10 protein-coding genes are annotated in these 10,253 nt (G+C 63.2%); 3 read left to right on the top strand and 7 right to left on the bottom strand.

Annotated elements, in window-relative coordinates:
* Positions 1-194 precede the first annotated feature (194 nt).
* The 3 genes from WA702_RS07150 (at position 195) to WA702_RS07140 (ending at position 5,079) form a co-directional block, all read left to right on the top strand.
* Positions 195-908: a GntR family transcriptional regulator gene (locus WA702_RS07150; protein ID WP_425109830.1), complete on the top strand. Its 714-nt coding sequence runs from the start codon at positions 195-197 to the stop codon at positions 906-908.
* Positions 909-1,055: 147 nt separating this feature from the next.
* Positions 1,056-1,490, top strand: coding sequence for a response regulator (locus tag WA702_RS07145; RefSeq protein ID WP_425109829.1), 435 nt, complete (start codon positions 1,056-1,058; stop codon positions 1,488-1,490).
* On the top strand, positions 1,471-5,079 hold the full coding sequence (locus WA702_RS07140) for a PAS domain S-box protein (RefSeq protein ID WP_425109828.1): 3,609 nt from the start codon (positions 1,471-1,473) through the stop codon (positions 5,077-5,079). The genes WA702_RS07145 and WA702_RS07140 overlap by 20 nt, the downstream gene beginning before the upstream one ends.
* Positions 5,080-5,161: 82 nt before the next feature.
* Here the strand turns inward: WA702_RS07140 and WA702_RS07135 are convergent, their stop codons facing one another.
* From WA702_RS07135 to WA702_RS07105, 7 genes are all read right to left on the bottom strand, one after another.
* Positions 5,162-5,797: a response regulator transcription factor gene (locus tag WA702_RS07135; protein WP_425109827.1), complete on the bottom strand. Its 636-nt coding sequence runs from the start codon at positions 5,795-5,797 to the stop codon at positions 5,162-5,164.
* Between the two features lie 332 nt (positions 5,798-6,129).
* A complete protein-coding gene (locus WA702_RS07130) occupies positions 6,130-6,639 on the bottom strand; it encodes a response regulator (RefSeq protein ID WP_425109826.1) in 510 nt (169 codons plus the stop codon).
* A 169-nt stretch (positions 6,640-6,808) separates the two neighbouring features.
* Positions 6,809-7,129, bottom strand: a complete 321-nt coding sequence (locus WA702_RS07125) for a PilZ domain-containing protein (protein ID WP_425109825.1) — start codon at positions 7,127-7,129, stop codon at positions 6,809-6,811.
* A gap of 21 nt (positions 7,130-7,150) precedes the next feature.
* Positions 7,151-8,023, bottom strand: a complete 873-nt coding sequence (locus WA702_RS07120; protein WP_425109824.1) for a CheR family methyltransferase — start codon at positions 8,021-8,023, stop codon at positions 7,151-7,153.
* 48 nt (positions 8,024-8,071) lie between these two features.
* The gene (locus WA702_RS07115; protein ID WP_425109823.1) at positions 8,072-8,464 is read right to left on the bottom strand and encodes a response regulator; all 393 of its coding nucleotides are present in this window, start codon (positions 8,462-8,464) and stop codon (positions 8,072-8,074) included.
* 37 nt (positions 8,465-8,501) lie between these two features.
* Positions 8,502-8,975, bottom strand: a complete 474-nt coding sequence (locus WA702_RS07110) for a chemotaxis protein CheW (protein ID WP_425109822.1) — start codon at positions 8,973-8,975, stop codon at positions 8,502-8,504.
* Positions 8,976-9,015: 40 nt separating this feature from the next.
* Positions 9,016-10,253 (bottom strand): chemotaxis protein CheW (locus tag WA702_RS07105; RefSeq protein ID WP_425109821.1); only part of this gene is annotated, 1,238 nt, incomplete at its 5' end.

Genomic DNA, 10,253 nt, shown 5'->3' with positions numbered 1-10,253 from the left:
GCGCTGCGAAGCTGGTCGGGACGTTTACGCGTGTCAGTCATGATCGGCGCTCCCTATCGCCATGATCCAACGCGCGTTCGCGCGGCGCGATTGAGGACCGATGGACGCTTTTCCTCCGGTAGATCCGGCCGTGTCTTGACGGTCGGATGTAACAGACGCACTAATGCATTAGTACATCTGTGACAAGTGTCCTCATGGCCTCTCTTTCCGCGCAACATCGAGCGGCAGCTGCCCCCGAGCGCCTTGACCGCAGCCGTCAGGCGGCGCCGCAGGTGTTTGCGCGATTGCGGAGCCTGATCACCGCGCTGACATTGCCGCCCGGCGCACCGCTGTCGCGGACCGCGCTCGCGTCCGAATTCGGCCTCAGTTCGACGCCGATTCGCGACGCGCTGATGCGGCTCGCCGAGGAGGGCCTGGTCGAGGTGTTCCCGCAGCACGCGACCCTGGTCAGCCGCATCGACGTACGGCAGGCTCAACAAGCGCACTTCCTGCGGCAAGCATTGGAACTCGAGATCGTGCGCGGGCTGGCAATCCAGGCGGATCCGGCGCTATCAGGCGAGCTCGACGAACTGATCGCGCGCCAGCGGCGATTCGCCAAAGACGGCGACCTCGAAGCCTTCATCACCGCCGACGATGGTTTCCACGCCCAGCTCTATGCCGCCGCCGACAAACAGGATCTGTGGATGCTGGTGCGCAGCCGCAGCGGCCATATCGACCGCCTGCGGCGGCTGCATCTGCCTTCACCCGGCCGGGCGCAGAATATCATGCGGCATCACCGTCTGATCGCGCAGGCGATCGGCAACGGCAAGCCCGATGAAGCGCAGGCCCATCTACGCACCCATCTCTCCGGCACGCTCGGCGAGCTTGCTGCAATCCGCAGCCGCCATCCCGACTATCTCAAGGAATGAGAAGGTGACCGAGGGAACCACATCCCCTGCAACGAGTACGGGATGAGGTGGTTCCCCCGCACGTAACCGCTTGCGGCAAACCGCGAATTGGGCAACCCTTTAGATGTGGCTGTTGGCCTTGATTTGCAGTGAATCGGGGTTGGGACCTTGGCGAAGATTCTGGTCGTGGACGACGATCCGGTCATGCAGATGACGGTACAGCGCGTGCTCGAGCAGGTCGGGCACGCCGTGGTCGCGGCCGAAGATGGTGCAAAAGGCCTCGCGAGGCTTCGGGCCGAAGGTTTCGACCTGCTGGTCCTGGATATCTTCATGCCGGGCATGGACGGATTTGAGACCATGCGGCGCGTCCTGCAGCAGCAGCCGGACCTGCCGATCATCATGACATCGGGTCGGCCGAACACGCCCGAATCGATGCAGGAACCGGATTATCTGACCATGGCCACCAAGCTTGGCGCGGTCGAGGCCTTGCCCAAGCCGTTCAAGCCGGCAGCTCTGCTTGCGATGGTCGCCGATCGTCTCGCATCGGCGAGCCCGTCCTCTGCCCAATCCAGGCCGGACCGCAATGCTATTTCGAACTCCTGACGACAAAGGGTCTTCGCACCTCGGTTCCGGCGGCTTCGACCAGCACGGGAACGGCATCCGCCGGTTCGAGCGGGGCATATCGCTGACCACCCGGCTCGCGTTGGCGATGATCTTGCTGGCGACGCTCGCAGTGTTCGCCGTCGGATGGCTCAGCTACCGGAGTCTCGAGCAGGCGCTGCTGCCGCGTGCGCTGGATCGGGTCGAAGCGCATTCGCGGCTGATGGCGACCGAGCTCGAATTCTATGTGGCCGGCGCGCATAGCGATCTGATGAGCTATCGTGCCGATCCAAGCCTGTCGACGATGATCCGGACCTCAGTCGCCGGCGGCACCGACCCGCGTGAAGGCCAGTCCACACAGGTCTGGCGAGAGCGGGTCGCGGCGCGCTTTTTCGCCGAGCTCAATGCCAAGCCGAGCTATGCGATGTTTCGCCTAATCGGCATGGACCGCGACCGGCGCGAGCTCATCCGCGTCGACCGCTTCGGACAGTCTGATAATGTCAGGATCGTCCCGGAAAACGAGCTCATCGCACGCGGCGATCGTCCCTTCTTCACGGAGACGCTCAAGCTCAAGCCGGGCGAGACGAGAGTCTCGCCCGTCATCCTCGACGGCAACGGCCGCGATTCCAGCTCCGACATCCCGATGCTATGCGTCGGCACGCCAGTGCCTGCTCCGGACGGCACGCCATTCGGCATTCTGCTGCTCGACATCGACATGCGGCCGATCTTCGATCATTTGCGCGCATCGATGCGGCCGGGCGCGCAGCTCTACGTCGTCGATGCCAAAGGCGAATATCTGTTCCATCCTGATCCGGCAAAGGAGTTCGCCTCCAAGCACGGAGGCACCGCACGATGGCAGGACGATTTTCCTTCCCTCGCAGGCGCGATCAACACCACGCGTGGCTTTGCGCATGTCGTGCAGGACGAACAGGGACGGCCGGGCGGCGTCGCGTTCGCGCCAGCGCTGCTCGCGGGGCAGCAATGGGTCGCGGTGATCGAGACCATCCCGAACACCGCGTTCATGGCCCCTGCGCTCACGATTCGCAAAACGGCCGTGCAGGTCGGTCTGATCGCGATGCTGAGCGCCGCTGCGCTTGCGGTGCTGGTTGCGCGCTCGCTGACCCGTCCGATCCACCAGCTGACGGAGGCGGTCGAGGGAATCAGCCGCGGCGAGCACGTCCGCATCCCTGTCGATGCCGGCGGCGAGACCGGCGTGCTGGCGCGTGCCTTCTTTCGCGCCATGGACGAGGTCCGGGCCAAGGCCACCGAACTCGAGCGCGAGGTTCAGGAGCACTATTTGACCGAAGCCGCGCGCGATCATTTCGCCGCGCGCGAGCGGCTGTACAGCGCAGCCGTGGAATCATCCAGCGATTCGATCGTGACCAAGTCGCTGGATGGCACCATCACAGCCTGGAATCCGGCAGCCGAACGCGTGTTCGGCTATCCGGCCGAGGAAGCCGTCGGCAACACCATCAGCCTGATCATCCCCCAGGACCGGGCCAGTGAGGCACGCGAGATCCTCGATCGGGTCAGTCGCGGCGAGCGGCTGCAGCAATACGAGACGATACGACGGCGCAAGGATGGCGGGCTGATCCAGGTCTCGCTCAGCATCTCGCCGATCAGGTCGCCGAGCGGACAGATCGTCGGCGCCTCGGAGATCGCACGTGACATCACCGAGAGCCGAAGGACCGAGCTGGCCCTGCGGCAACAGACCGAAGAACGCCGCCGCATTTTTGAGACGTCCCAGGACCTGATCCTGATCGCCGATCGCAAGGGCATCCTGGTCCAGGTGAGCCCAAGCTGCGCGGCCATCCTGGGTTACACGCCCGCGGAGATGATCGGCCGCAGCGGCGGCGATTTCATCCATCCCGACGACCTGCAGAAGGCGCGCGAAGAGATGCGCGCTTCGCGGCGCGGCAGCCGCGCCCGCAGCTCCGACTCGCGCTACACCCACAAGGACGGGCATCAGGTGACGCTGTCCTGGACAGCGAGCTGGTCGGAGCCGGTGCAGCGGCACTTCTTCATCGGCCGCGACATGACCGAGAGCAGGCTCGCGCAGGAAACCTTGCGCGAGAGCGAGCAGCTCGCACGCAACATCGTCGAGACCACACTCGATGCATTCGTCCAGATCAATGATGACGGCAATGTCCTGAATTGGAATTCGCAGGCCGAGCGGATGTTCGGCTGGCCGCGGGCGGACATTCTCGGCAAGGACGCGTTCGAACTGATCGCGGCCGAGGAGGAACGCGAGGAATTCCGTGCCGGGCTCGGCCACATCGTGCTGACCGGAGAAAGTCAGGTGATCGGCCAGGGCCTGCGGCGCGAGGTCATGGTCCGTCGCCGTGACGGCCGCGAATTCAAGGCGGAATTGAGCGTCACGGCGCTTCGCACCCGGAGCGGTTTCGTCTTCAACGGCTTCTTCCGTGACTTGACCGACAAGGTCGCCGCCGAGGAGCGGATCCGGCAATCGGAGAAGATGGAGGCGATCGGCCAGCTCACCGGCGGCGTCGCGCACGACTTCAACAACATATTGACCGTCATCACCGGCACCATCGAAATCCTCGCCGCCGCCGTCGCCAAGGAGCCGCAGCTCGCCGCCATCACCAGGATGATCGACGAAGCCGCCGCGCGCGGCGCCGATCTCACCCAGCATCTGCTGGCGTTCGCGCGCAGACAGCCGCTGCAGCCGCGCGAGATCGACGTCAACACGCTGGTCATCGATACCGCCAAGCTGCTGCGTCCGACGCTCGGCGAGCAGGTGGAGATCGAGTCCGCATTCGAGGACGAGACCTGCGCTGCGCATGTCGATCCTAACCAGCTGGCGACCGCGATCATCAATCTCGCGCTCAATGCCCGCGACGCCATGCCCGAGGGCGGCAAGCTGCTACTCGAGACCGGCTGGGCCGATCTCGACGAGACCTATGCGAGCATGTATGACGATGTCAGGCCCGGCCGCTACGCGATGATCGCAGTCAGCGACAGCGGCAGCGGCATTCCGGCCTCGATCATCGACAAGGTGTTCAATCCGTTCTTTACCTCGAAGGGACCTGGCAAGGGCACCGGGCTTGGCCTGTCGATGGTCTACGGCTTCGTCAAGCAGTCCGCCGGACACATCAGGATCTACAGCGAGGAAGGCCACGGCACCACGATCCGGATGTATTTGCCGCCCGGCAGTGGCGCGCTGTCGGCCGCCACCGAGGTCATTTCGGCGTCGATCGAGGGCGGCAAGGAGACCATTCTGGTGGTCGAGGATGACCGGCTGGTGCGAGGCTATGTGCTCGCGCAGCTGCATTCGCTGGGCTATGCGACGCTCGAGGCCGCCAATGCCGCCGAGGCGCTCGCGATCACTGACGCCGGCGAGGCGTTCGACCTGCTGTTCACCGACATCATCATGCCGGGCAACATGAACGGGCGCCAGCTCGCATCGGCCGTGCAGCGGACCCGGCCTGGCAAGCCGGTGCTGTTCACCTCAGGCTACACCGAGAATGCGATCGTGCATCATGGCAGGCTTGATACGGGAATACTGCTGCTCGCGAAGCCCTACCGCAAGTCGGAGCTGGCGCGGATGATTCGCAAGGCGCTGGAAGCCTGATCGCATGACGTGAAGAGCCAAACGGACGCGATGTCGTCCGGGCCAGGGGCAGAAGCAGTGCCGCCTGCAGTGCGGTGTCAGCTCAGGAGGCGCGCGAGGCTGTCATCACGATGCGGATCAGGTCGGCGGCGTTGCGAGCTCCGAGCTTCTTCATGATGTTGGCGCGATGATCCTCGATCGTGCGCGGGCTGATGCCGAGCGTGCGTCCGGCCTCCTTGTTCGAGGCGCCAGCCGTGAACTGCTCCAGCACCTCGCGCTCGCGCCGCGTCAACGGCTCGCGACCCGGGAAATGCAGCGAGCCGATCTTCGGCGAGGCGTTCTCCTGCTGCCGCCGCGCGAAGGCGCCGATCGCCTCGTTCAACCGAGCCACGATCTCGGTGCCGCGGAACGGCTTCTCGATGAAATCGAGCGCACCGTTCTTGATGGCGTTCACCGCCATCGAAATGTCGCCTTGTCCCGAGATCATGAAGATCGGCGCTGGATAATCCTCGCCGTGCAGTTCCTTGAGAATATCTAACCCGGATTTTCCCGGAATGTGCACGTCGAGCAAAATGCAGGCCGGCGTCCTGCTCCGCGCGACGGCCAGCAGTGCTGCGCCGTCCGCGAAGCAGATCACCTCATATCCGCCCGCCGACAAGACCATCGAGAGGGTGTCGCGCACCGCAGGGTCGTCATCGACGACAAAAATCTCACCGCGGGAAGTTGTCTGTTCGGTCATGTCGATCGCTCTTCGAAAGAGAAGAATAAATTGAACACGCGTGTTATGATACCACACTCCGTGTACACTTTGGGCACCCGTATTTGTACGGTTTACGACCTTAACTCACAAATAGTAGTTGCGATCCGACAAACCTGCATTGACGGAGCGTGATCCATGCATTGTCGCTCGGTGGACATCTGAGATCGCAGCCGCCAGGAACCAAGTCGGTCACAGCCGAGAGCTGCGCCGTGCTCAAAAGCATAACGCGTCTGTGCCAGTATCGACGCGTTCGAAATGGCGTTTGTGCTGCTGTGCACGATAATTGGCATTAGGTCCGAAGCAACGAGCTATCACACCCGGTGCTTGGCCGCCACGCGATCGGCTGCGACGCCGCCCCATGTGTGGACCACTGGAAGTCCGAGCGTGGTCTTGGCGAGATTGGCAAGAAAAATGCGCAGGGCCGCCATATCGATCGGTTTGGGCAGACTGTGCAGATCGATACCGAGCGAGCGCGCGTAAAGCCGCGCCGCGCTGCGACGCGTCGAATCCACGCCGCTGATGACGACGATAGAGCCGGTAAACTTGGCCTCGGCGATCGCCTTCAGCACCCCGGTGCCATCGCCATCCTCAAGGGACAAATCGAGCGTCACGCAATCGAATCGATTGCTGCGGATCTCGTCGATCGCGCCGGCGCAGGTGGCGACCACCGTGACCGCATGGCCCGCCTGCTTTGCCGCGACTGAAATCAAGGCTTGTTGCGATGCGTCATCATCGACGACCAGTAGATGCAGCCCGCGCCGTTCAGCGTCTTGCGCCGTCTCCGCCGAGATGGACGCGACATCCTTGCTGGTGACCGACATTGCTGATCCCCGTTCTGATCGACCATATAGATACATGGCGTCAGCCTGACGTCGCGTGAATCAATATTCGCAAAATGTCGGCTTCGTTTCAGAAAATATGCAGCGATCGGGCTTTCAATGCACCAATGCCATCGCGCCCGCCAGCGTCAAGAGCGAGGCGGCTGCCGCTTCAGACCGTCACGGCCTCCTGATTGGAGGAGTTTTCCCGCTTCCTCTTGTTCTTGCCCTTGATGAACTGGATGTCCATCTCGGCGCCGTTCACGCGCACCAGCTCGCAACGACGATAGGCGAGGCCGGTCGATGACAGCAACAGGAAGAATTCCTTCAGATTGAGGCCCTGGATCGAGCCTTCGACGGTCAGGATCGCGTCATTGTCCGAAATCGCATTGAGCTGACAATCCCGCCGCCACGTGCCGTCGATGCCCATGATGCAGACATCGTAACCGCGACTGAATGTAACGCGCTCCGTGCCCTTGTTTTCGTCGGCCATCTTCTATGTCCTCCGCCGGCCTCAACGTGCCGCCATTGTCGCCATCTTCTGCAGCATGCCGAGCGCCGGCGCCTTGGCGGCCACCGTTCCGCTCGGCCGGTACAGACCGCGCCGCTCGGCCAGCGGCTTGAATACGTCGGTGAGACCGACCACCGTTTCGGCGGCGCCGAGCACCAGGAAGCCATCCGGTTCCATCAGTTTGGCGAGCCGGCCGAAGATGTTGATCTTGGTGTCCTGATCGAAATAGATCAGCACGTTGCGACAGAAGATCACGTCGAACGTGCCGAGCTGGGAGAAATCGTGCAGCAGATTGAGCTGCCGGTGCTGGACCATGGCGCGGAGGTCGGCATTGATCTGCCAGAGTTCGCCGACCTGCTTGAAATATTTGACCAGTAGCTGAATCGGCAGGCCGCGCTGCACCTCGAATTGACTGTAGAGGCCGGCCTTGGACTTCTCGAGCACTTCCTGCGACAGGTCGGTCGCGATGATCTCGACACGCCAGCCGCTGAGCGCCGCGCCCATCTCCTTGAGGCACATCGCCAGCGAATACGGCTCCTGGCCCGTCGAGCCGGCGGCACACCAGATCCGCATCGACTTGCGGCTGGCACGCGCCTTCAAAAGCTCCGGTACGATCGCTTCACGGAAGTGATCGAACGGGACCTTGTCCCGGAAGAAGAAGGTTTCGTTGGTGGTCATGGCCTCGACCACCTGACTGGTCAGGCCGCCATTGCCATCCTTCAACTTCTGGACGAGCTCGCCGAGACCCGGGAGGCCGGCTTTTCGCGCAAGCGGGTGCAGGCGGCTTTCGATCAGATATTGCTTGTCGCTAGACAGATCGAGACCGGATTTGTCACGAAGCAACTTGCGCAGGAATTCGTAGTCGGGCTGGTTCACGGACGGCCTCTTCTAGGCGAGCGGAAGTGAAAGAGCAAAACGGAAAGATCAGGCAGAGGCAGCAGACATTGCCTCGGCGATGAGACCGACTTCCTGGAATTTGGCCGAGACGATGTCCTTGTCGAACGGCTTCATGATGTACTCGTTGGCGCCGGCATGCAGCGCGCGGGAAATGTGGTCGATGTCGTTCTCGGTGGTGCAGAACACGACCTTGGGCTGATCGCCGCCCGGCATGCCGCGCAGATTGCCCAGGAAGTCGTAGCCGTCCATCACCGGCATGTTCCAATCGAGTAGGATCGCCTCCGGCAAGCTGGCCTTGCAGGCTTCCAGCGCCTGCTCGCCATCCTCGGCCTCGATCACGTTGAACCCGATCTCTACCAGGATACGCCGCGCGATCTTGCGAGCCACGCTTGAATCATCGACAACTAAGCAAGTCTTCACTTCCATCATCTCCGCCGGGTGTTTGCGGGCGCGCTTGTTACGCTGCGAGTGCCGCCTTGGGCGCGAGTTCGAGCACGCGCTCGACGTCAAGGATGACCATCAGCTGTCCCTCGAGGCGATGAACGCCGCCGGCGAACTTGGCCATGCGTGGATCAAGATTGACCGGATTCTCCTCGCGGCCGTCGTCGGGCAGACGCAGCACCTCCCCGATGTGATCAATCAGAAGGCCGTAGGATTCGCCGCGCAGGTCGACGCCGACCGCCATCGGCGGCTTGACGTCGTCGGCCTTGGACAGGCCGAGGCGGGCACGCATATCGATCACCGTGACGATGCGGCCGCGCAGGTTCAGCACGCCGGCGATCTCGGCCGACGACAGCGGCACCCGCGTCACCCGCTCCGGCATGAACACGTCCTGCACGCGGGAGATCGGCAGCCCGAACAACTGTCCGCCGATCACGACGGTGACGTATTCGGCGGCCTTGCCGTCGCTGACTTCGACCTTGCTGCTCATCACATTCTGCTCCCTGACCCCAAGTCCCTAACCCGAAGCGTTACGCCGCAATCCTGGCTGCTTCGGCCCTGCCCTGCTCTTCGATCTGCTCCTTCAGGGCCGCGATCAGGCCCGGACGGTCGAACTTGGCGACGTAGTCATGGAAGCCGGCCAGGCGGCCACGCTCGATCGCGACCGGCGACACCAGCGAGGAGACCGCGATGACCGGCAGATGGCTCAGGTTCTGGTCGGACTTGATCGCTTCGGCGAATTCGTAGCCGTTCATCTCCGGCATCTCGATGTCGGTGACGATGACATTGAAGTTCTGGCCGGCGCGCAGCGCGGCGAGACCCTCGATCGCGGAGTTGGCAGTGCGGACCTTGTAGCCGGCCGACTTCAGCACCGGCGCCAGCATGTTGCGGAAGAATGCGCTGTCGTCGACCAGCAGCACCGACTGGGTCTGCGAATCGGCATTCATCTCCTTACGGATGAACCAGTCGGCGAACGCCATCGGCAGGAAGTGACCGACGTCGATCACCTCGGTAGCCTGTCCCTTGATGACGGCCGAGCCGAGAATGCCGTCGATCTTGACGCCGGAGACCTCGATGTGGAGACGCTCCTCGACGATGTCGATGATCTCGTCGACCACGAGGCCCATCGCGCGACGGTCGTCGGCGAACACCAGGATCGGCTGCGAGCCCGAGGTCCGGACCGAAACGCCTTCGATCTGCACCAGCGGCATCAGTTGGTCGCGGTACTGCACCATGTAGCGGCCGTTGGAGAGCTCGATCTTGTCGGAGGCGATCTCTTCCAGGCGCGTGACGAGGCCGAGCGGCACCGCCTTGGGCTGTGCCGTGCCGGCGCGGAACACCAACAGCGAGGTGAGCTGCTCGGCGTTCGAAGCGTAGTGAGCGGTGTTGTCATCAGCCACCGCCTGCGTGGCCGAGCCGGCCGCGCCGAGCGCCTTGGCGATGCCGTTCGGATCGATGATCATGATCACGGCGCCATCGCCGAGGATGGTGTTGCCGGAGAACATCTCGATGTGACGCAGCTTGGTCGACATCGGCTTGACCACGATTTCCTCGGTGTGGAACACGCCGTCAACCACGATGCCGAAGGTCTGGTTGCCGACCTGCGTCACCACGATGAAGCCGTTTTCCGGGTCGGTCGACGAGCCGTTGTCGATGTTGAGCAGCTTCTTCAGGTGCATCAGCGGCAACAGCTTGTTGCGCAGGCGGAGCACCGCGGTGTCCTTGATGCGCTCGATGCGGTGCTCGGAATTGGCGCGGGCGCGCACCA

The organism is Bradyrhizobium sp., from assembly GCF_049798375.1.
Taxonomy (GTDB): domain Bacteria; phylum Pseudomonadota; class Alphaproteobacteria; order Rhizobiales; family Xanthobacteraceae; genus Bradyrhizobium.
The sequence above is the reverse complement of the archived record's forward strand: the minus strand, read 5'-3'. Positions and strand labels throughout refer to the sequence as shown.